Source organism: Listeria grayi (assembly GCF_900638015.1).
Lineage (GTDB): Bacteria > Bacillota > Bacilli > Lactobacillales > Listeriaceae > Listeria > Listeria grayi.
The window spans coordinates 527,371-548,792 of the sequence record NZ_LR134483.1 but is presented as its reverse complement, the minus strand read 5'-3'; the positions used below and the strand labels follow the sequence as shown (position 1 = coordinate 548,792).

Genomic DNA, 21,422 nt, shown 5'->3' with positions numbered 1-21,422 from the left:
TTTTAGTAATGATGTTTTTTTCGCTCTATTTAAGCAATTAAGGTACACACACTCTCTGAATGCTGCTAGTTTCCTGCTAAACCTAATCTACAAAAAAGATATCGTTCCGCCTATTGGCTTTGCATAAAAAAAGACCCTTTTGATTATTTATCAAAAAGGTCAGCTACTATTAGTTGCTCCAATATAATAAAGGACAGCTAATTAACAAAGGAAGTATTTATAATATCATATCGTTCTTGTAAATACATAAAAATGTCCTAAAAGGTCTCTATTATGTCTTAAACGCTTAAAAATCCAGCCCATCATCTATATTTGCATCACCGATACGCTAGCCGCATCATCCGCATCGACAACTCCGGTAAAAATGGTTCAAACTGGATTCCATAGCGGACATCTTCCACTTCTTCATACGTGCTTTCAATAATCTTACTGGTAAAATTGATTGCTAAAGCCACTGCCTCTTGCAAGGATGCCCCGTGCACAAGTGCCCCTGTAACAATGCTGGCAAATAAATCACCGGTGCCAAAGTAATGGCCAGGTACTTTCGGAGCAAATTCATGGGAAAGGCGTGCTTCGGATTGTGACATAAAGCTGGCACCGATATCTGGTCCCCGCTCCGTTCCAGTAATAATGACATTTTTCGGTCCTAAGCGGAATAAGGCTTGAAAATCTAGCAAGAGTTCGCTCCTGCTTAACGTTGGATTATATGCTTCACCGATCAACAGTGATGTTTCTGTCAGATTGGGAACGATGACATCTGCTTGCGCCACCAGTTTTTCCATTTCTTTCACATAAGCTGCATCAAAACCGCGATAAAGCTGACCACGGTCTGCCATGACAGGATCTACTAATAAAAAGCCGTTTTCATTTAAAAGCGCTTCTTTTGCCTCTGCTAAAAGTTCGATTTGCGCTCGTTCCCCTAAATAACCGGTATAGATCGCGTCAAATCGTATGTCTAGCGATTTCCAATGTGCGATCATTTTTTTCATTTCTTCTGTCAGTGATAAATAGCTATTTCCCGCAAATCCCGTATGTGTAGATAAAACTGCAGTTGGAAGGACACTTACTTCGATTCCCATGGCAGAAAGCACTGGCATGGCGATCCCAAGCGCAACTTTTCCGACGCCTGATAAATCATGTGCAATCAATACTTTTTTCATTTTTATATCTCCCTCTAATCGCATAGAATGATTTCTTACCAAGCATACTAAATTGGCTCCGCATAGTCAAAAGCAAGCCTTTACATTTAGGCATGCAGAAAAAAGAACCGAATCGGAATCCGGTTCTCATTTTGCGAGATAAGCGAGGGCAACTGCTTCAAAATAATGAGCTGCTTGGAGAATCACCGCTTCATTTGGTTCGATTTTAGGATGATGCAAGTCGAATTCCGACTCGGATCCGATCATCACAAAGGCGCCTGGCACTTTTTCTTGATAAAAAGCAAAATCTTCGCCGATCGCCATTTCCTGTAGTTCCCGTGTAGTCAATCCCAATTCCGAGGCCACTTGAAAAGCAAGTTCCGTCAGTGCTTCGTCATTGTTTGTTGCCGGCGCGCCATTATACCAGTTAAATCTAATTTCTGTATTTGTCAGGTGGGCAAGTCCTTCTGTGACCCGTGTCATTTCGGCTTGGATCTGTTGCCGTACGCTTTGATCAAACGTGCGAACGGTTCCTTCCAAATAGGCTTGTTCCGGCAACACATTCCAAGTTGAACCACTGTGGAACTGAGTAACGCTGATTACGGCGTGGCTGGCTGGTGAGATCACTCTGCTGATGATCCGTTCCAAATTTTGGACAAGTTCTGCTCCGGCACTGATCGCATCTTTTCCTTCGTTCGGTTTGGCAGCATGCGCGCCTTTTCCAGTAATCGTTACTTCAAAACGGTCAACGCTTGCAGTCAATGCGCCTGTCTTCGTTCCAAAAGTTCCGACTGGAAGCGAAGGATCATTATGAAACCCGAAAATCGCTGCTACCCCTTCCAAAACGCCGGCTTGCAAAATGCTGCTGGCACCGTGACTTGTTTCTTCTGCGGGTTGGAAAATAAAGCGGACGGTTCCGGCCAGATCGGCGCGGTGTTCTTGGAGTAACAGAGCAGCACCGAGAAGAGCAGCGGTATGGATGTCATGTCCGCAAGCATGCATGATGCCAGGATGAACAGAGCGGAATGGCAGCTCTGTCTGCTCCTGGATCGGTAGCGCATCAATGTCTGACCGTAACGCGATCAATTTACCAGGTTTATCGCCCGCGATTTCAGCAATGATACCTGTTTTGAGTGGAAAATCCAAGATGGGAATGGCTGATTCTTCTAAAAATGCCCGTATTTTTCTAGTCGTTTCAAACTCTTGGTTAGAAAGTTCCGGATGCTGATGCAGATCGCGGCGGACTGCCGTCAATCTCTCTTCCAAATTACTCACTATAGATCACCTGCTGATCACTTGGGATCGGCAAATCCAAATTTCCTCTTAACAAGTTACTAGCATATTCTGTTTTATATAAACCACGTTCTTGCAGGATCGGAATGACTTTATCGACAAAATCGGTCAAGCCATGCGGATTATCAGAAGAGATAATAAAACCATCGGCTGCTTCGTTGACAAACCACTCTTCGATCAAATCAGCCACCCGCTCTTTAGTCCCAATAAAAATCGGGCGCGGCGTCGCTGCTTCAATGGCAACTTCTCTAAGCGTCTGCCCTAATTCGCGTGACCGCCGCTTGATGCGATCTGTTGTGCTTTGAAAGGCATTTTTTCCGATGTCGCCCAACTCTGGGAAAGGTTCATCCAATTCATGTTTTGTAAAGTCATAATCGTCAAAAAACCTTCCTAAAAAAGTGACAGCGTGTTCGATCGGTACCAATTCTGCATACTGCTGATATTTCTCTTCTGCTTCTTCCGCAGTCTCTCCAATGATTGGTCCGATGCCCGGAAAAATCTTTGGATCATGGCCGTAAGCCGCCGCCTTCGATTTGACATCTTGGTAAAACGCCTGCGCTTCTTCTAAAGAATTAGCGTGGGTAAAAATCGCATCGGCATTTTTAGCAGCAAATGCTCTTCCAGTTTCTGAGGAGCCTGCTTGAAAAATCACCGGCTCGCCTTGTTCGCTTCGAGAAACATTCAGCGGACCCTCCACTTGAAAATACTCCCCTTTATGATGCAGCGGATGTAGCTTTTCCGAATCAAAAAACTGGCCGCTTTCTTTGTCATAAGTAAAGGCGTCATTTTCCCACGATTTCCATAAGCCGCGTACTACATCTAAATGCTCCTGCGCGATCTGATAACGTTCGGAATGTGGTGGCAGGTTTTTTTTACTATGATTGCGGGCCGCCCCTTCTTGCGGAGAGGTGACTAGATTCCAACCGGCGCGTCCGGCGCTGATCTTGTCCAATGACGCTAGCTGGCGTGCCAAGGTAAAAGGCTCTGTAAAGGAAGTTGAAAATGTCCCTACTAAGCCGATATGATTGGTTGCAAGTGCCAGTGCTGACAAAATCGTGATCGGTTCAAAGCGGTTTAAGAAATGTGGAATCGATTTTTCGGAAATAAACAAACCGTCTGCAATGAAGAGAAAACTGAATAAGCCGCGTTCTGCCGTTTGTGCTCTCTGAATATAAAAATCTAGATTCGTGCTTGCCTTAGGATCGACATCTGGATGACGCCACGCATCCATGGAACCGCCGACACCGTGAATGATCGTTCCGAATTCTAATTGTTTCCCCATTCAATTCGCCACCTTTGCAATCGCATTTTTTACATGATCCAAACCAACTTCGATCACCGCATGATAATCGCCTGTTTCTTGATTCCCGATTTCCACTACCGGCACATGTCTGATGCCGTATTTGGTATCTAAGACATCTCTTAAATAATCATGTTCTGTCACATCGACTTCCTGATAAAGAATCTCCTCGGTCTCAAAATATTCCTTGATTTCTTGGCAATAGTGACATCCTTTTTTACTCCAAATAACGATATTATTAGATACGGACATGTGCTTCCTCCTCCACAGCTTCTTTCAACCATTGGTATGACTGCTGTTTTTTCGTTTTATTTTTGATCGGGGTGAGTGCTAAAAAATCGTTGATCTGATACGTTTTCGCAAGTCTATGGATCTCTTTTCCGACTATCTCTTTCACGCCAGTAATGACGCCAGCTTTTTGGATAATGAGCTCATAATCCTGCGTAACATTTTCCAAATAGGCTTCTGCACGCTCTTTTGTTCCGACATTGACACGCTTTCCATCGGCAAGTACGATTTTAACGGACTCTCTGGTTTCTACATATGCATGTGCTTCTTCGGCTTGCTCACTGATTGCAACGATCGCCGCCAGCTGGAATGATTTTGCTGCGTCGTTGCCAGTAAAGTTTGCTTCATATGCTTCCCGTGCTTCTTTTAAAACCGTTTCTTCTCCGTTGATAAAATAGGCAAAGACAAATCCAACACCAGCTTTGGCTGCCATTACAGCACTTTCAGCACTTCCGCCTAATAGAAATACCGGCACTTCTTCTTGCGGCAGTGGTCTCGCTTGCAGATCTACATACTTCCCGCGCGGATCCTGTCTGGTGAACGTCAGTAGTTCAGCCAATTTTGCTTCAAAGCTTGTTTTCTCCGCTTTGAATTCTGCTTGAAGTGCTTCCGTTGCCAGTTGGAAACCGCCCGGCGCTTTTCCGACACCTAATGCGATCCGGTTGGGCGCCAGATTAGCTAAGACATGAAACTGTTCGGCTACTTTAAAGGGACTATAGTGCTGAAGCATGATCCCACCGGAAGCCAACTGAATGGTTGTTGTTTTGGCAGCTAAATAGCTGAGCAGGATCTCTGGTGCTGGGCCGACGACTTCTTCGGAAGCGTGATGTTCTGCCACCCAAAAGCGATGATAGCCGATCTGTTCGGCAAACTTGGCAAGTTCCACGGTGTTTCGCAGTGTTTCCCCAGGCGTTTCCGCTTCACCAGCAATACTTTGATCTAAAATACTGAGTCTGATTGTCATATCACCCGCTCCTCCTTTGGGACTTCTTTGATCTGATATAAGTAATCCGGTGAAACCCGGCGCAGAAATTGTTTGGTTCGTTCTTGCTGCGTATTTTCAAATACCTCTTTCGGTGTGCCTTGTTCGACAATGATCCCGCCGTCCATGAAGACAACTTGATCGGCTACCCGCTTGGCAAATTCCATCTCGTGGGTAACGACGATCATCGTTACACCTAGACGCGCGATCTCCAGCATCACCTCCAGCACTTCCCCTACTAGTTCTGGGTCAAGCGCGGCCGTTGGTTCATCAAACAAGATGACTTCCGGGTTGATCGCAAGTGCTCTTGCGATTCCCACCCGTTGCTTTTGCCCACCGGACAATTGACTGGGATAAGCGGATAATTTATCTTTCAGTCCAACTTTCGTCAACTCTTCGATCGCCCGTTCTTTCGCGATTTTTTTCGGGATCTTCCGAGCGATCACTAATCCTTCCATGACATTTTGCAAAACTGTCTTATGGGCAAATAAATTATAATGCTGAAAGACCATCGCCGTATGCTTACGCAGCGCAAGCACTTCTGCTTTCTTCGGATTCGTCGTTTGGATCACTTGCTCGCCGATCGCGATCTCGCCTTGTTCCGGACGTTCAAGCAAGTTTAGGCAGCGCAAGAAAGTCGTTTTGCCCGAGCCACTTGGGCCTAAAATCGTCACAACTTCGCCTTTTTTCACTTGCAGATCAATACCTTTCAAGACTTCATTATCACCAAAACGTTTGTGAATATTCGTTGCCTGAATCATCTAACCCCTCCTTGATAAACAGTCAATTTTTTCTCCAATAATGCGTGGATCGCCTCAATGATCATCGTGAGTAGCCAATAAATGATCGCCGCTGCGATAAATGCCTCTAAAAACGCGTAGTTATCGGATGCCACGATTGTTGCTGTCCCCGTTATTTCCGGTACTGCCACGATCGCTGCAATCGACGTGGTATGCAGAAAGCCGATCGCCAAATTGGTAAAGTTCGGCAGCGCGATAATGAAGGCCTGCGGGAAAAGTACCCGTCGCAACATTTCACGATGTGTCATCCCAATGGAATAGGCAGCCTCGATCTGTCCAGCATCGACTGCGATGATTCCGGAGCGGATGCTTTCAGTTAAATAGGAACCGGCAGTGAAGGACAACGCAATGATCACAAAAATCGCTACCGGGATCTTATTTGCCGAGAGACCTAGGTCAAACTGCGAACTTAATTTATCAACGATGAGTGGGATCCCCAGATAGATAAGCATGATATGCAGGATCGCTGGTGTACTCCGGAAAAAAGAAACATAAAACTTACTGATTGGTTCCAAAATGCGCACATGTTTGATTTGGATAAAAGACATCAAGATCGCGATCAAAAAGCCGAACAATAGTGGAAAGAACGTCATGGCAAGTGTCAGCGGAATCGTTTTTACCATCGCTGTCAATGCTGTCCCAATAAAAGGAATATCTAATCCCATTTTTTCTTCCCCTCCTTTATATCTCCATATCGTAAACGGTGATAACGCGTGTATCATCCCGTTTCATAAACCGTTCTACCCATTTGAAGCCTTGTTCTAGTACAATCGCCGTTAAGTAATAAATAACTGCCAGTGCAATGTAAACTTCCAAAGAATGATTGCTGGAAGAAATCAGTGTCTGTCCTCTCCCTGACATATCCATGACACCGATTGAAAAAGCGAGGGATGTATCTTTCAGGAAACCGATGATCACATTGCCGAAATTAGGCATAGCTTGCAAAAGTGCTTGCGGCAGAACGATTCGCAGAAAAGTTTGTCTGCCGGTCAAGCCGATGCTGTAAGCCGCCTCTTCCTGTCCCTTTTCTACACTGTTCACTCCGGCGCGGACGATTTCTGCGATTCCGGCCGCGCTACTGAGTGCGTAAGTCGCGATCGCTGCGTACAGCGGGTCCATTTTGGATGTATCGATTCCTACCAGCGCAGTGATGGCCGGGATTCCATAAAAGACAATGAATAGCTGCACCATGATCGGTGTGCCGCGGAAAAAAGATATATATAATTTTCCGAGCTGACTTAAAACAGGAACACGGTAAATTCGAGTTAATGCCAGTAACAATCCCAAAATAAAGCCGAAAATCAGGGAGACAATCAAAATATAGAGCGTGATTGGTAAATATCCTAATAATGTCGGGATAAAGTCCCCGATCATTTTGATACTGAAACCTTTATCCATTTGCATTCACCTTCTTAATACTTCGATTTAGAATAATCTGCACCAAGCCATTTTTCGCTTAGTTTTTTCAAAGTCCCGTCATCAATGATCGACTGCAACGCTTTGTCGACATCTTTGCTTAATTTAGTTTCTTTCTTATGGAACATGAAGTAAACTTTTGCGTTTGACAATACATCGCCGACTACTTTTTCTTTGATGTCGCTTGTTTTATTTTGGAAATCCACGGCGAAAGGAGTTGAGATCGTTGCATCAGCGCGGCCCGTTTTCAATTGATTAGCCGTATCATTGGAGCCTTGACCTGCATAAGCGATCTTGAATTTATTGCCATTTTCTTCATTTACTTTTTTGAGGACAGTTGCTTCATTACTTGTTGCGCTAGTGATCACACGTTTTCCTGCTAGATCGTCAATGCTTTTGATTGTCTTATTGTTTGCTAAAACTGTGAGTTGGATCGGGAAAACATTATACGCTACGTCATTAAATAAGAATTTTTGTGCCCGTTCTTTATTTTTTTCCATTTGGTGGGCGACCATATCTACTTTTTGGGAGCCGAGACTCACTAAGAGGTTAGAGAAGTCCATCGTTTTGAATTTAAATTTATAATTCGGCAGTCGTTTGTCGATCTCACGAATAAGTTCTACATCGTAGCCAGTCAATTTACCATTTTTATCAATAAAGCAAATGTTGGGAAATTGTGTTCCCGTTCCAACGGTGATCGTTTGTACCTTTTTGTCTGAGGCATCGGCGTTGGAGCAGGCCGTCAGTACTGTGAGTAATAGAACTGCAAGAATGCTTATTAATTTCTTTTTCATAAATATCCCCCTTTTTATTTAGCAAAGCTGGACTTGGAATAATCGCCGCCAAGCCACTTTTCACTCAATTTTTTTAATGTTCCGTCTTTTTCAAGTTCTTTGATTGCCGTATCCACTTCGTCCGCTAATTTTTTATTGTTTTTGGCAAAAATGAAATATACTTTGGTATCCAGGATTACTTTGCCAACTGTTTTTTGTTTTGCTGATTGTGTTTTGTTTTGAAAATCAACTGCAAACGGTGTGGAAAGTGTCGCATCTGCGCGTCCCGTTTCGATTTGGTTGGCGGCATCATTGGAGCCTTGGCCCGCATAGCGTAAATGGATCTTGTTGCCATTTTTCTTGTTGTAGTTGCGGATATAATCCGCGGCATTGCTGGTCGCGCCGACAATAACATTCTTGCCGTTTAGATCATCTAAGGTATGGATACTGTTATTGCTCTTTTTCGTGGTGATGTAGAGCGGTGAATAATTATATGGTTCTTGATTGAATAAAAATTGCTTTTCCCGTTCTTTGTTTTTCGCCATATTATGTGCCACGACATCGATCTTGCGATTTGCCAAACTTGTTAATAGGTTGGCAAAATCCATCGTTTTGAATTTAAATTGATAATCGGGAAGTTTCTTGTCGATCGCCCGCATAACTTCCACATCGTAACCAGTCAGTTTTCCGTTTTTATCAATAAAGCAGATATTCGGAAATTGTGTTCCAGTCCCAATAATAACTTGTTTTGGCCCACTTGATGCCTCCCCTTTTGCTCCTCAGCCCGAGAGCACGAGTGCCAGCAAAATTGCCCCTAAGATAATACGCCACTTTTTTCGCATTTGAACTCCCCTTTCATGTCCAGCTTGGAATTCCAAGCAAGCTTTCATCGAAACGTTCTGGTATCAATACTTTTCGCATCATCACCCCAACATCGCCATCGGGTGATTCATGTTCAAAATATACTTCATAGCCGCGTCTTTCATACATCGCCAGCAGCCATGGATGCTTCTTCGCTGAAGTCCCGAGTGTGAGCGCCGGTGCTTTGAGGGTATCTCGTAGCACCCGTTCTTCCACATAGGTCAACAATTTATTCCCGACTCCTTGGCCTTTGAGTTCCGGCTTCGTTGCAAACCACCAGACAAAAGGATATTTAGAAGGCGGGTTATTGCTTTCCCATGGAAAACGAATCGTGATCGTAGAGATGATCTCTCCATCGCGTTCCAATACAAACGCTGAGGAACGGATAATGTTTTCCGTTACCAATTCCAATGTAGCATTAGCCGATGGCCAGTCGATTCCCAAATCGCGGATCGGTTCAAAAGCATCTCTCAATAATTGTAAAAATGCCGGAGCATCCTCCACTTCTGCTAAACGAAAAATATCTGTCGTCATCTTGATTACCTCCTTATATATGAATCGGTCTTTTGAGTGCATCTTCAAACTCAGCAAGTGTTTGTGTCAGTCTGCTTTCTACTTCCTCTGCCAATTTAAATGTATTTTCCTCCGTAAGTTCTATTTGTTTATCGACTACGAATCTTCCGCGATGGATCAGCTCGGCACCAAGTTCTTTGATGACCGGATCCAAGGTGTATTGAATCGCTAGCACGTGGCCAACGGATCCTCCGATCGCAAGTGGTAAAACCGTCTTTCGTTCAAAAGCCTTTGGTGGCAGCAAGTCGAGGTAAGTTTTCAAGATACCGGAATAGGCTGCTTTAAAAATAGGAGTAAAAATAATGATTCCATCCGCTTCTAAAACTTTCTGATTAGCAGTTTGGATATCTACAGCTGCATAGTCAGCTTCGATCAGTGCACGTGCTTCGAGCTGATGCACTTGGATAATGTCGATCTGAATTCGTTCCCGTTCCAAGTACTGCTTGGCGAACTGGATCAGCCCTGTCAGTCTAGATCGTTCCCGATTACCTCCGGCGATAAAAACAATTTTGGTCATTTCATTTCCTCCCTTTTCAATTCATACTCAACTACTTGGTTTTAATTACTATAGCGGATAAACGCATCCTTTTCCAATCAAAAAAAGTAATATCACACTTTAGTATTCTTAATAATTACCTATTCCCAACGTTATTCTTAGTATTTTAATCGGAATAACCATTGAATCTAACATCGCTTCATTGTATAATGTTAGAAATATCCAAAAAATCAAGGGGGCGATTTTATTGGAACTACGAGCTATCCAAACATTTACAACGATAGTCCAAGCCGGCAGTTTTCAAAAGGCGGCCAAGATATTGAATTATTCTCAGCCAACGATCTCGATGCGAATCAAACAGCTAGAACAGGACCTTGGCGTCCAATTGTTTGAGCGCGGGAAAAGTTTGAAGCTGACAAAGGCTGGCAACATTTTTTATGAGCGTTCCAAGCAACTTTTGATCCAATATGAAGTGCTGGATCATACGATCTTCGACTTGCGTGCTGGCAATACTGGCGAGATCAAGATCGGTATTTCCGAACCAACTGCGAGCCTGGTACTTCCACACGTACTAACACCGTTTTTAGAAGAATATCCTAACTTGAACATTACCATTCTGGTGGAAGATGCGAATACCTGCAGCAAGAAGTTAGTGAAAGGTGAGATTGATTTTGCGATTTGCGGGGAGCCGGAATTGATATTGGAAAATTATTACAAAGTCTTCTACCGAGATTCACTCGATATTTTAGTCGCGGAAAAAAACCCGCTGGCATCGAAAGAAAGCGTGACGCTAGCAGATCTGAAAGAGGAGCGTTTTATTTTCACGCCTGCTAATTGCCCGATTCGGATCCAAATCGAGCAGGAATTGAAGCAGGCAATCGGCAGTACGTACAAGAAAATGGAGGTCTCCAGTAGCATGGCGCATAAGCATTATGTAGCGCAGGATCTGGGCATTTCTATTTTCACGAAAACAGCGCATTTGAATACGGTTCCGGGCACAAAAGCGATTCCTGTGGAGGATCTCGATATCCATCCGCCAATCGGTATTTTGACTAACCAAAAAAAGGAATCCTTCGATATGATGACCGAAGAACTCCTTGAGCGGATAACCGCCTTTTTCCAAGCAAAAACGGAATTATCTTTATGAACGGCTATTTCCGCTTGTGATTATGAACTGTTAGTGAATGTAGCATAATGGAAAGAAAGAGAAAGAAGATAATAACAAAAACAGCATAATCCACCCAAAAATTCGTCGTGTTGAACCAGCCGATCTTTTCAATCCCGACTTGGATACCACGAACGATCAATGTCGAAACTGCCAGCATAACGAATAACTGCACATATCTTTTCAAAATAAATCCTCCTCTGTCTAATTTTTGCCCGATTCTGCTCCCTACTTGTTTTGCTTCTTCTCTTTTTTTGGTAGGAAGCTGTTTTAAATGATAAGTTCCCGGCAGCACGATCTCGCCTACGCGGTGCATTCCTGCTGCTGTGAATACTTGGTCGATCGTATTGAATGTGCCATTTGTTACTCCAGCTACGATGTTTTCAAAAGCACTTTTATAACATGAGGTAATGGAAATATACGTTTTATTTTTATAGCGCGTCGGCTTGACGTCGCCTCTTTTCGTCGTCGCTACAAACCTCGGCCGCATTGCATCTAAAAAGTTCTTCGCCAAGCCGCTGATGCCTCCCCAATATGTGGGAGCCGCTAAGACGATACAGTCCGCATCTTCAATTTGTCGGCTGATTTTATTGATGACTGGGCCATTCATTTTCACATCATGATCCGCTAAATAAATGCAGTCGACTTCATTTCCTGCTTCAGCCGCGCCATCTAAAACAGCGTGGAGCATTTCGGCTGTCAGTCCCTCTTTATTGGTCGTCCCCAGAATCCCAATGACTTTTTTCACCATTCATTCGCCTCCTTTTTGTTCAGATTATCACATGTAAACGGAAATGAAAATAGGGGATTTGCCTCGGGTAATAAAGAAAGAAGAAAATCACCTACATGATTTTCTTCTTTCTCATAAACCTATTCTTCATTTTTCTTATATAGAAAAATAAGTAGCTACCGCCAGCAGAATGGAAGTGATCCCCATCGCCAACAACGGACGCAGCGCTTTTTCTTTCAATCCTTTCAAATGAACATTAAGTCCTAGCCCAGTCATCGCCATCGTTAGCAAGAACGACGTCAAAAAAGAGATAAAAGCTAATAGCTGATTTGAAAGATGGATGTAATTGCCAAGAACGTAGCTACCGAATAAACTCATCGCGATAAAGCCAAGCAGGAACCATGGGAAGCTCACTTTCGTTTGCGTCCCGCCTGATTGTTTTTCGCGGCGTTTCATCCAATATACTAAAATAAAACTTAAAGGTACTAATAAAAGTACTCGGCCCAGTTTTGCTAGTAAGGCGATCGCAAGCGCATCTTTCCCAGCCGGCTCTGCAGCCAGGGCAACGTGCGCGATCTCATGCAGACTTACCCCTGACCAAATACCATATTGTGTTGCTGATATCGGCAGAAATTGTAGCAATACGGTATAGCCGACCGCAAATATCGTTCCGACTAAAGCGATGATCCCGGCTCCGATCGCCGAATCCTCTTCCTTTGCTTTCAAAATTGGCGAAACAGCCGCGATCGCTGCCGCTCCGCAAACGCCTGTCCCGATTCCTAGCAAGAGTGCCAGCTGCATATCTGCTTTCAGCCACTTCGCGATCAGTAGCGTCAAGCCGATCGAAAACAGAATCGTTAAGATATCTCGAGCTAAAAGGCCTAGTCCTTGATGTAACACCGTATCAATGTTTAATTTCAAGCCAAACAAAATAATCGCAAAGCGCAGTAATTTCTGCGAAGAAAATTGAACGCCACTGCGGATTTTTTCCGGATACCCGGCGATTTGACGATAAATGATTGCTAAAATAATCGCACAAGCCAGTGGTCCTAACAAATGCAGACCTGGTAATGCTGCCAGCAAATAGCCGGCTACTGCCACTATAAAGGTGAAAATTATCCCCATCGCAAAGGGAATTGCTTTTTTATTTACCACTTATCTGTTACCCCCTTCATTCTCTCTTTACTATAAGCGGAGATCAATCATTAGTAAAATCAATTATTTATATATTAATCATTGAGATTTTCTATTATAATCAGAGAAAAGGAGGTTTTCAAGTGGAACATTTACTAACCGTTTTTATCGCTGTCACAGAGCATGGCAGTTTTACTAAAGCAGGCAGCTATCTTCATTTGACTCAGCCAACAGTCACAGCTAGTATCAAACAGCTGGAACGTAAATATAATGCTGTTTTATTAGACCGCACTAACAAATATGTTCGCTTGACCAAATCCGGCGAAGTTGTCTATCATTATGCAAAAAAAATGCAGCAGTACCAGATCAAGATGGAAAACGTTTTGGCCGATATGCACCAAAACGCCGCCGGTACAGTAACTATCGGCGCCAGCTATACCTACGGCGAATATATGCTTCCCGCTGTTATCGCCAAATTGCGAGCTACTTATCCCAATATCACGCCAGTCATCACGATCCAGAATTCAGAAAACATTTTAGACTTGCTGGCACATAACCAGCTGGACATCGGCATTATTGAGAAAAAACTGACCAACGATGTACTTACTATTCAGCCATTTCAAAATGACGAATTGGTATGTGTTTTCCCAGCAGATCATCCCGCTCTTCAAAAAAATCCATTGCTCCCAGCAGATTTAACTAAGGAAGATTGGATCATTCGTGAGGAAGGATCTGGAACAAGAGAAATGCAGATGGCTTTCTTGGAACGCGAAGCAATCCGTCTAGAAAAAACACCACTTGTTTTCAGCAGTACACAGCCAATCAAGGAAGCGATCAAACTTGGACTCGGAATCTCCTTACTGTCACGGTTGTCAATACAAGCTGAGCTAGCAAGCGGTGAATTCCTTATGATCCAAGATCCAGCATTCACGATCAGCCGCTCGTTTTCGCTGGTAAAAAATAAAAATGATTATCCGCTAAAAATCACCGAATTAGTCGAAGCGATTATTTATAGCATGGCAAATTAAATCTGGTGGTCAGATACGCATCTATTTATTTGCATAGAAAAACACGGATAGGATCTCTATCCGTGCCAGCACAAAAAATGATTAGATTCTAGGCAAAGTCGAGTACGTACTTGTGACGCGTGAATCGAAACGTAGGCTTTAACGACGAAAATGAGCGTTTTTTGGGCAAGCTATTCGCTATTTACTTCCAATCTTCCCTATAAAAGCCGGTTTCAGGTAACGGGATCGTCTTCAATTGTCTCCAAGCACTCACGACAAGTGGTATGTAAATCACTATGAAAGCAGTGTTTACTATTAGAGAAGACATTGCTTGCGAAGGATCGGAACTGATGTAGGAAACTGAGTTCGTCCCAGAAAAGATAAGTGATCCCACCATAAGCAATAAGTCCGAGGCTCCATGAACGAGAGCGATGCCCCAGATGTTTCGGGTTTTCAAGTAGATAGCACCGAAGAAGAAACCAGCCATTCCGGCACTAATTGTTTTCAAAAGTGCTTGCAACAGCCCCAAGCCGCTTAGATCCAAGCCTGTCTGGAACCAAGAAAGCAAGATATGAGCGAAACCGAAGATAAAACCGCCAATGGCAACCGCAGCGATAAGTCCTTGACGCGTTTTGCCCATTTTCACTAAGAAAGCTTGCAAAATCACACCGCGAAATAATCCTTCTTCAAATAAGCCGAGCAATAGATAGAAAATCAACGCTTGAAGAAGCATGATCAACCAATCTGGGTGTACAGCCCGATTGGAAGAAATAGCAGCAACAATAGTAAAGACACATCCCAAAATTCCTGGTAGAAGATAAAGAATGCTCTTTCTAAAGGTAAAGCCGATTCCTTGCCGTTTGAATTTAATAAGCGTGGTGCCGCCTATAGCAACAAGGAGAAGCATCGTCAGTAGCGTCAGTGGTATTTCTTGGCGCAGTTTCTCTAGGACTGTATCGCCAGCTGGAACCGTCAACAGAATGATGAAGGCAACGGTCAAGGCCAAAAAAGCCGTAAGCAAAGGGTATTTCCTTAAAAATGTTCGTAATTTTATCATATTTGATTCTCCTTTAGTTAGAAGCTAGAACATTTGATTGGCGTCTAGCTTTCTATTATACTAAACTGTGATGTAACATCATAGTCAAGCATAAAATCAAATTTTTTTATATAAGGAGAACTTTATGAACGAAACAATGACCGCAAGTGCGTTTGCCAAGCTATGTAATACGACAAAAGCAACCCTTCGCTGGTATCGTAAAATAGGTGTATTAGAACCAGTTCAAGTAGGAAGCAATGGCTACGCTTATTATACAGTCGATCAAATGATCGAGTTCCGTATTATTCAGACATTGCAAAGCATTGGATATTCTCTCAAACAGATAAAGGCATACAATAATGGGGGCTTAGCCGAAACAGCTTCTTTCTATGACGAGCAGATCAGCCTACTTGATCAGCGAATTACGGAACTGAAAGAGAAACGTAATTTCTTGAAACACTTGCAAAGTGTCCAAAGCGAGCTAACTGATAAGTGGGGAGAACATCCGAAAGATGGGGATTGGCACATTCGGTTCTGCCAAAAGGAATCTTACTTGGTAATGAATGCGCCTATCAACGATACTTCTGTTTATCTGCAGCGCTTAGCAAACTTCCAACAATTATGCCAACAGATCGGACTTGGTACTAACGCTCCCATTGCGATGTTTTTTAATGAGAAAACCCTCGCTAAGCGGGAATTTGCCGAAGGATATTGTATCGCAACAAAAATCAGCGATCCTACTGCCATAAAGGAAAAACTTGCTCATCTAGATGCGGGAAACATAGAAATGCCTTACCTCATTTCCAGAGAAGCGGGCAATTATTTCGCCTACCTCACCACCCTCCCGCTAGCTGAAGATGCTACCACTACTACAGATGTCGCCCCTTTCAGCAACCCTATGATCAACGGCCAAAATGCAGCGCTGGATCTTGCTTTACGAGAAGGCGCCACGCTGGAAATGGGATTGCTAGAAAGCCCACTTGCAGCGCCACCGCAGAAAGATGGGGGACAGCGGCTGTTTTTGGAATTACTATTTGCAGCTTTTTGATAGAAAGAAACAGCAAAAAAAGACTGGCTGTCCAAATTTGGAGCAGTCAGTCTTTTGCTTGATAAACTTATTTTCTTTATAACTTAATTTATCTGATTCTAAAGTAGATCGCTCTTTTACTTCTTATCCCGATGATACCTTCCTTTCGGCACAACGAGTGGCGTTCCAGAAACAGGATCTGTGATCACTGTACAGTCTAGCGCAAATACTTCTTTGATCAACTCGCTAGTAATGACCGATGAGGCTTTCCCCTCTGCGATCAATACACCTTCTTTAAGGGCAAAAACATGCTCCGCGTAGCGAACAGCCAAATTAATATCGTGCAGAACCATCACGATCGTGGTTCCATATTTACGGTTGAGATCCGTTAGCAGATCCAATATCTCGACTTGGTACGTGATATCGAGAAAGGTCGTTGGTTCGTCAAGAAACAAAATATCCGTTTGCTGAGCTAATGCCATCGCAATCCAGACACGCTGTTTCTGTCCTCCCGACAATGCCTCGATATCTCGATTGGCAAAAGCAGTGATATCCATCATTTCCATTGCTTCCGCTACTGCTTCATAATCCGCTTTTGACATACTGCTAAGCAAAGAATGATGCGGATAACGTCCGCGGCTGATCAGGTCAACTACTGTGATCCCCTCCGGCAAGACACGTTCTTGCGGAAGCACGCCAAGTGTTCTGGCAAATTCTTTCGCAGGAATCTTGCTGATTGCTTTGCCGTCTAGGATCACTTCTCCAGACATTGGCTTGATCAGCTTTGCCATGGTTTTCAACAGCGTCGATTTCCCGCAACCATTGGCTCCAATGATCACACTGATCTCGCCATCCAGTAGTTTCAGGTCGATATCATGGAGAATCGTTTTACGGTCATAGCCCGCTGTCAGTTTTTCCACCCTGAACTCATGTTTTCGTTCCATCATAATTCTCCTTTTCGATTCATTCGAATAAGTAGCCAAATCAAGTATGGTGCGCCGACAAGCCCTGTCAAAACACCAACTGGGAAGCGGTAGGCAAAAGCAAATTGACCAACCAGATCCGCTGCTAAGACCAAACTCGCCCCCACAAGACCTGCTGGCAGACTATTTGCTTTCACCCCGCTGCCAACTAGCCGATTTGTGATCGGACCTGCTAGAAAACAAATAAAAGCGATCGGACCAGTTGTTGCCGTTGCCATAGCAAGCATCAGAACCGTGCTGATTATTAGAATGATCCGTGTTCGATCCGTCGCTACCCCAAGTGAAGCAGCTGTCTGCTCACCAAGTTCCAGCATCGTCAGACTTTTTCCGCAAAACAACACGATAACCGTAAAAATAAGAACAGTAATGATCAGCGGTGGCAGCTCCTCTGACTGGACGCCGTTCAAACTACCATTCAGCCATCGCAGTGCTGCCGGGATATCCTGTTGTTCACTAACAATCAGCAGATACGATATAAACGCGTCCAACATCGCCTGCATCCCGATCCCGATCAAAATCAGCCGACCGATCGAAAATGCTCTTCCTTGCGCTAAAAAGTAAATCACAAGCACTGTTGCCAAGCCACCTACAATGGAAGCAATAGAAACAACTGTCTGGCTAGTATGAAAGACAATAATACATAAAACCGCTGCTGCACTCGAACCTGAACTGATCCCTAAAACGTTCGGATTTGCCAACGGATTGCGTAAAATCGTTTGAAATACATAGCCGGCGATGCCAAATGCAAAACCGGCAAATAGACCTGCGAGCATTCGAGGCAGCCTTAGCTCACTGATGGTAAACGAAACGCCGGGAACTTGCTCACCCAATAAAGCTCGGAAGACATCTTGGACAGGGTAGATCGTATGACCAAGCATCAGCATCGCTATGCAAAGACCAATTGTCAATAGCGCAAGCAAACTGGTAACAACGATCCAGCGCGCCTGTCTTTTTCTTGCACCTGCAAGGATAAATTTTATATCTCCTGTACTATTTTTCATAATGACCGCACTCTCAATCTTTTTGCCAATACAATCAGGATCGGCGCGCCAATAAACGCAGTAACGATTCCGACATTGATCTCACCCGGACTGGCGATCACACGACCAATAATATCCGCAAGTGTCAAAATGATTGCGCCGGAAAGTGCCGATATTGGAATAAGCAGCCGTAGATCTGGTCCCACTAGCAGTCGCGTCACATGCGTAGCTAGCAAACCGATAAAACCGATCGGTCCTGCTAGCGCAGTTGCCGCAGCGCACAGAATCACACCACCGGAAGCCGCACTTAACCGTAAAACACCTGGCTTGACGCCAAGTCCAGAAGCAACATCATCTCCAAGTGCAAGGGCATTGAGCGCCGGCGCCGTTAACAAGGCAATGCCAAAGCCGATGATCAAAAATGGCAAAAAAGCAGTGATCCCATTCCAAGTTGCAGAACCGACACTCCCTACTTGCCAAAAACGGAACTGATCCATGGCATAACTATTCGGAAGCATGACTGCGACCACAAGTGAAGAAAGAGCTGCACTTATGGCAGCTCCCGATAATACCAACTTGAGTGGCGTAACTCCCCCGCGTCCGGCCGCTCCGATACCAAATACCAAGACCGCCGTAAGACCCGCTCCCAGCAAAGCCAGCCAAATATAAGCACTAGCCGTACTGATTTGAAAAAAGGCGATTCCGCAGACTACGAATAAGCTAGCTCCCATATTGACTCCTAAAATGCTCGGATCAGCAAGCGGATTTCGTGTCACAGCCTGCATCAGGGAACCGGCAACGCCTAAAGCTGCTCCGCATAATAAGCTGAACACCGTTCGCGATAGCCGTTTCTGAACGATATTCGCACCATAGGAATCCGATTGATGATAAAACAAGCCGTCCATCAATTCATGGAAATTTACAAACCGAGCCCCTAAGCATAGCGACAATATCACACTGATGATAAGCAGCAGGCCGAGAAACATGACAAGTCTTTTCACCTTTTTCGGCATGATCTTGCTTACGTGCTTAAATGCTGGTTTATTCATCAACTTTATCAGCAGCTTTTCCTAACAGCTTCAAATAATCATCGATCGTGTATTCAATAGAAAGTGGCGTTGGCGTTCCAGCTGCAACAAGTGGCGTATCGCTAGCGATAAATGCTACCGAACCACGTTTGATCGCTGGGATCTTGCTCAACAGTGAATCTTTTTTGATTGCTTTATAAAGCGCATCGTCGCCGTAACCGACAATAATATCTGCATCGTTCAGCGCTTCGGCATTTTCAGCACTCAATTCTAGCGAATAGCTCTTCTTATCTTTGATCTTATCGGTAATACTCTTTGGATATTCCAAGCCCAATTCGCTTAAAAAGGCTGCACGTGAATCAATTGGTGTATAGAGATGTAATTTTGACAAATCTTTGGCAGAGAAATTGACCCAAGCAACTTTTTTCCCTTTCAGCTGCGGATATTTGCTCGCTTTATCTTTGATAAGTTTTTCAGTATCCTTGATTAATTTGTCACCTTGTTTTTCCATTCCCATACCGGCCGAATCCAGTTTCACTTGCTCTCTCCAAGTCGTTGTCCACGGTGCATTTGGATAAGCTACTACCGGTGCGATTTTGGAAAGTGTTTCATAATCTTCCTTCGTGATCCCGGAGTATGCCGCAAGAATCACATCCGGTTTAGCATCTGAGATCGCCTCAAAGTCCAATCCATCTGTATCTTTAAAAACATTTGGTTTTTTTGCATCCAATTCTTTTAGTTTTTTCGCGGTCCAAGGCAGTAATCCGCTATCGTCCTGCACACCGAAGTTTGCTGCCGAGAAACCGACAGGCACTACATTAAGCGCAAGTGCGATATCTTGGTTCCCCCACTGAATCGTGACCACACGTTTTGGTTTGCTTTTCAGCGTCGTTTCCCCGAATGCATGCTTGATCTTAATCGGATATCCTGCCGTTTTTGTATCTTTTCCTGCATTCGATTTTGAATCAGACTGATTAGAACAGCCCATTAATAAAGCGATCATGGCTACTAATGCAAATAACACGACCGACCATTTCCTTTTTTTCAACATATGTAAACTTCCTCCCTTTGAGACGATTCTTTTGTAATTGATTATCATTCTCAATTATGATACTTGTTTTCCAGCTCTCTGTCAATCGCTTCCAGCCTTTCTAATCCAAAAAAAAGGAAACAATCGTTTCCTTTTAGGCCTCATGTGCAAATTTATGGAAAATCAAAATCACACTTCCAACTAAGAAAAAAGCAATGGCGATGTAGATCGGATAGTGAATATCAAAATCATACACTAATCCGGCAAACAATGGGCCGATCAAGTTACCAACACTTGTAGCTGCTGAGTTCAATCCGCCAGCCGTTCCTTGATTCGCACCACCTAAGATCGAGAAATAATTTGTCATCGCCGGTCGAATCAAATCAAACCCGATAAACATGACAAAACTGATCACCATGATCCAGCCGTAACTGTTTGAAATCGAGAATAAGCCGAAAATAATAATGGAATAAACTAATGAAATAAAGACCAGCTTGATCTCTCCGATTCGATGCACGACCCGTTCAAACAAACCGATTTGAAAAATCACCCCAATAATAGCACCACCTGTGATCGCGATCGAGATATCCTTTGGTGTGTAGCTCGCTTTATCTGCCGTATATAGTGGAAACATCGTCTCGATCGAAGAGATGCCATACGAAAGAATAAACATAATGATTACTGGAACAATAAAAGGTTTGTAAGAAAAAGCTTTTTTCAAATGCGTCTTTTCTGTCAGCTCCTCTGGCTGGTTCGTTTCTTCCAGCATAAACACCGAACTTAAAAAAGCAAGTATGCCCAATGCCCCAGCAAAAATAAACGGCGCACGATGCGAGATCTCTGCTAGAAAGCCGCCGATCCCTGGACCTACGATAAAACCGGTGTTGATTACTGCTGACATGTAGCTAAAGTTCTTTGCTCGTGTTGCCTTGGTCGAAAGGTCCCCGATCATGCCATTAACGCCCGGCATGATGAAAGCCGCACTCACCCCGCCGAGAATTCGGGAAAGCATCAGAATGCTCAGCGAACCTCCCATCGCAAAAATAAACTCAGATATCGAAAACAACAATAAGCCGATACAAATAATTTTTTTCTTGCCAAATTTATCTGCAGCTCTTCCGCTAAACGGGGAGCCTATCATTTGAAATAATGCAAAAACCGATACCAATACGCCCAGATCCCCACCTGTCAGATCAAGGTCTTTCAGAATCGTCGGAAGGACTGGAATCACGATACTGATTCCTAAAAAAACTAAAAACACGTTGAAGTAGAGGATATTTAATTTACTATTTTTCAATTAAAAACCACCTTTCTATACATTCTCACTTGTAGATAAGAAAGTTGTTTGATAAAATTTACTATACTAAACGTTCAGTACAGT

General features: G+C 43.8%; 22 protein-coding genes and 1 pseudogene. 3 read left to right on the top strand and 20 right to left on the bottom strand.

Going from position 1 to position 21,422, the window contains the following annotated elements:
- Positions 1-317: 317 nt before the first annotated feature.
- From EL241_RS02620 to ssuE, 12 genes and pseudogenes are all read right to left on the bottom strand, one after another.
- Entirely contained in the window at positions 318-1,160 is an 843-nt protein-coding gene (locus EL241_RS02620) for a pyridoxamine kinase (protein WP_050777018.1), read from the bottom strand.
- 126 nt (positions 1,161-1,286) lie between these two features.
- Positions 1,287-2,414: an amidohydrolase gene (locus EL241_RS02615; protein WP_036107767.1), complete on the bottom strand. Its 1,128-nt coding sequence runs from the start codon at positions 2,412-2,414 to the stop codon at positions 1,287-1,289.
- Positions 2,407-3,714, bottom strand: a complete 1,308-nt coding sequence (locus EL241_RS02610) for an LLM class flavin-dependent oxidoreductase (RefSeq protein ID WP_036107765.1) — start codon at positions 3,712-3,714, stop codon at positions 2,407-2,409. The genes EL241_RS02615 and EL241_RS02610 overlap by 8 nt, the downstream gene beginning before the upstream one ends.
- Positions 3,715-3,984, bottom strand: coding sequence for a glutaredoxin family protein (locus EL241_RS02605; protein WP_003757716.1), 270 nt, complete (start codon positions 3,982-3,984; stop codon positions 3,715-3,717). It abuts the gene before it with no gap.
- Positions 3,971-4,984, bottom strand: a complete 1,014-nt coding sequence (locus EL241_RS02600) for an MsnO8 family LLM class oxidoreductase (protein WP_036107763.1) — start codon at positions 4,982-4,984, stop codon at positions 3,971-3,973. The genes EL241_RS02605 and EL241_RS02600 overlap by 14 nt, the downstream gene beginning before the upstream one ends.
- A complete protein-coding gene (locus EL241_RS02595) occupies positions 4,981-5,763 on the bottom strand; it encodes an amino acid ABC transporter ATP-binding protein (protein WP_003757712.1) in 783 nt (260 codons plus the stop codon). The genes EL241_RS02600 and EL241_RS02595 overlap by 4 nt, the downstream gene beginning before the upstream one ends.
- A complete protein-coding gene (locus EL241_RS02590; RefSeq protein WP_036107761.1) occupies positions 5,760-6,467 on the bottom strand; it encodes an amino acid ABC transporter permease in 708 nt (235 codons plus the stop codon). The genes EL241_RS02595 and EL241_RS02590 overlap by 4 nt, the downstream gene beginning before the upstream one ends.
- Before the next feature lie 16 nt (positions 6,468-6,483).
- Positions 6,484-7,200: an amino acid ABC transporter permease gene (locus tag EL241_RS02585; protein ID WP_036107759.1), complete on the bottom strand. Its 717-nt coding sequence runs from the start codon at positions 7,198-7,200 to the stop codon at positions 6,484-6,486.
- Positions 7,201-7,214: 14 nt separating this feature from the next.
- Positions 7,215-8,012, bottom strand: a complete 798-nt coding sequence (locus EL241_RS02580; RefSeq protein ID WP_036107755.1) for an amino acid ABC transporter substrate-binding protein — start codon at positions 8,010-8,012, stop codon at positions 7,215-7,217.
- 14 nt (positions 8,013-8,026) lie between these two features.
- Positions 8,027-8,833, bottom strand: a pseudogene (locus EL241_RS02575) (amino acid ABC transporter substrate-binding protein).
- A gap of 13 nt (positions 8,834-8,846) precedes the next feature.
- Positions 8,847-9,386 carry a GNAT family N-acetyltransferase gene (locus tag EL241_RS02570; protein ID WP_036107752.1) on the bottom strand — a complete coding sequence of 180 codons (540 nt, stop codon included), beginning with the start codon at positions 9,384-9,386 and terminating at the stop codon, positions 8,847-8,849.
- A 13-nt stretch (positions 9,387-9,399) separates the two neighbouring features.
- The gene (gene ssuE / locus EL241_RS02565) at positions 9,400-9,942 is read right to left on the bottom strand and encodes an NADPH-dependent FMN reductase (RefSeq protein ID WP_003757701.1); all 543 of its coding nucleotides are present in this window, start codon (positions 9,940-9,942) and stop codon (positions 9,400-9,402) included.
- 226 nt (positions 9,943-10,168) lie between these two features.
- Between ssuE and EL241_RS02560 the strand changes: the two genes are divergently transcribed.
- Positions 10,169-11,068, top strand: coding sequence for a LysR family transcriptional regulator (locus EL241_RS02560; RefSeq protein ID WP_036107748.1), 900 nt, complete (start codon positions 10,169-10,171; stop codon positions 11,066-11,068).
- Positions 11,069-11,072: 4 nt separating this feature from the next.
- On the opposite strand, the gene EL241_RS02555 is transcribed toward EL241_RS02560, so the two are convergent.
- Together EL241_RS02555 and EL241_RS02550 are read right to left on the bottom strand one after the other, a co-directional pair.
- A complete protein-coding gene (locus EL241_RS02555) occupies positions 11,073-11,837 on the bottom strand; it encodes a flavodoxin family protein (protein WP_126320323.1) in 765 nt (254 codons plus the stop codon).
- 135 nt (positions 11,838-11,972) lie between these two features.
- A complete protein-coding gene (locus tag EL241_RS02550; RefSeq protein WP_232020861.1) occupies positions 11,973-12,941 on the bottom strand; it encodes a YeiH family protein in 969 nt (322 codons plus the stop codon).
- Between the two features lie 152 nt (positions 12,942-13,093).
- Between EL241_RS02550 and EL241_RS02545 the strand changes: the two genes are divergently transcribed.
- Positions 13,094-13,978 (top strand): LysR substrate-binding domain-containing protein, encoded by an 885-nt coding sequence (locus EL241_RS02545; RefSeq protein ID WP_036107741.1) that lies wholly within the window; start codon positions 13,094-13,096, stop codon positions 13,976-13,978.
- A 181-nt stretch (positions 13,979-14,159) separates the two neighbouring features.
- Here the strand turns inward: EL241_RS02545 and EL241_RS02540 are convergent, their stop codons facing one another.
- Entirely contained in the window at positions 14,160-15,014 is an 855-nt protein-coding gene (locus EL241_RS02540; RefSeq protein WP_036107737.1) for a CPBP family intramembrane glutamic endopeptidase, read from the bottom strand.
- Positions 15,015-15,138: 124 nt separating this feature from the next.
- On the opposite strand from EL241_RS02540, the gene EL241_RS02535 reads away from it, so the two are divergent.
- Positions 15,139-16,041 (top strand): MerR family transcriptional regulator, encoded by a 903-nt coding sequence (locus EL241_RS02535; protein WP_036107735.1) that lies wholly within the window; start codon positions 15,139-15,141, stop codon positions 16,039-16,041.
- Positions 16,042-16,157: 116 nt separating this feature from the next.
- Here the strand turns inward: EL241_RS02535 and EL241_RS02530 are convergent, their stop codons facing one another.
- The 5 genes from EL241_RS02530 to norA form a co-directional block, all read right to left on the bottom strand.
- The gene (locus EL241_RS02530; protein ID WP_036107731.1) at positions 16,158-16,964 is read right to left on the bottom strand and encodes an ABC transporter ATP-binding protein; all 807 of its coding nucleotides are present in this window, start codon (positions 16,962-16,964) and stop codon (positions 16,158-16,160) included.
- Positions 16,964-18,004, bottom strand: a complete 1,041-nt coding sequence (locus tag EL241_RS02525; RefSeq protein ID WP_036107729.1) for a FecCD family ABC transporter permease — start codon at positions 18,002-18,004, stop codon at positions 16,964-16,966. Before EL241_RS02525 ends, EL241_RS02530 begins: the two co-directional genes overlap by 1 nt.
- Positions 18,001-18,996, bottom strand: coding sequence for a FecCD family ABC transporter permease (locus tag EL241_RS02520; protein WP_382311535.1), 996 nt, complete (start codon positions 18,994-18,996; stop codon positions 18,001-18,003). Before EL241_RS02520 ends, EL241_RS02525 begins: the two co-directional genes overlap by 4 nt.
- Before the next feature lie 28 nt (positions 18,997-19,024).
- Positions 19,025-20,062, bottom strand: a complete 1,038-nt coding sequence (locus EL241_RS02515; RefSeq protein WP_036107726.1) for an iron-siderophore ABC transporter substrate-binding protein — start codon at positions 20,060-20,062, stop codon at positions 19,025-19,027.
- 133 nt (positions 20,063-20,195) lie between these two features.
- Positions 20,196-21,338: a multidrug efflux MFS transporter NorA gene (gene norA, locus EL241_RS02510; RefSeq protein WP_003757679.1), complete on the bottom strand. Its 1,143-nt coding sequence runs from the start codon at positions 21,336-21,338 to the stop codon at positions 20,196-20,198.
- Positions 21,339-21,422: the final 84 nt, after the last annotated feature.